Source organism: Pseudomonas sp. K8, assembly GCF_014889455.1.
GTDB classification, from domain to species: domain Bacteria; phylum Pseudomonadota; class Gammaproteobacteria; order Pseudomonadales; family Pseudomonadaceae; genus Aquipseudomonas; species Aquipseudomonas veronii.
Map to the genome: position 1 here is coordinate 1 of NZ_VJWO01000134.1, position 830 is coordinate 830.

Here is an 830-nt window from a genome sequence, read left to right on the forward strand (position 1 = left end):
GGTGGAACTGGGCGAGCGTGCTGGTCCACTGAGTGGACGGGCGGAACTGCACGGTGGCCATGTAGCCATCGCGCTTGGCATTGCCGGTGCGGCGCAGGGCTTTGATGCCGTCGGAGAACAAGGTGCCCGGGGCCACGCCGGGGCGGTCGCCGTTGTCAGTGTGCTCGGTGGTCCACGGCTCGTACAGGCCGACCTGGTTTTCCTGGATCGGGTTGTCGCTGTGCGCGTAGCCCAGCGCGATGCCCCAGGTGTCTTCGGCGAACTGGTCGATGTAGCTGGCGGTACCGCGCCAGCCCACGCCGTCGCCGTCCTTGAGGCGATCGTCGTATTCCTGCCAGGTGCCGCGCCCGTCCAGCTGGAAGGTGCGCTTGCCGTATTCGAGCGGCTTGACGGTTTCCATGTTGACGGTGCCGGCGGTGCCGCCTTCGACGAAGTCGGCGCGCTGGGTCTTGTAGATGTGCACGTTGTTGATCAGCTCCGAGGGGAACTGGTGGAAGTTCACCGAGCGGTCGCCGCTGCCGTTGGGGGCCTCGCGGCCATTGAAGGTGGACGAGCCCAGGAACGGGCCCAGGCCACGGATCGAGATTTCGGAGGCGCCGCCCTTCTCGCGGTGGGTGGAGGCACCGGTGATGGTTTCGATGGCTTCGCCGATGGACAGCGCCGGCAGGTCGCCGATGTCTTCGGCCGAGAGCACATCGGACACCACGGTCTCGTCGCGCTTCTTGTCGATCGAGGTCTGGATGGTGCCGCGGGTGCCGGTCACCTGGACCTGGTCCAGGGTGGTGGCCTGCGCCGGCGCGGTGGCCGGGGCGGCGTCCTGTGCGTGGGCC

General features: G+C 68.0%; 1 protein-coding gene. It reads right to left on the bottom strand.

Translation table 11 applies throughout. The features are described from left to right. Positions 1-830: TonB-dependent receptor plug domain-containing protein (locus INT12_RS30565; RefSeq protein ID WP_226926393.1), on the bottom strand; the 830-nt coding region annotated here is incomplete at both ends.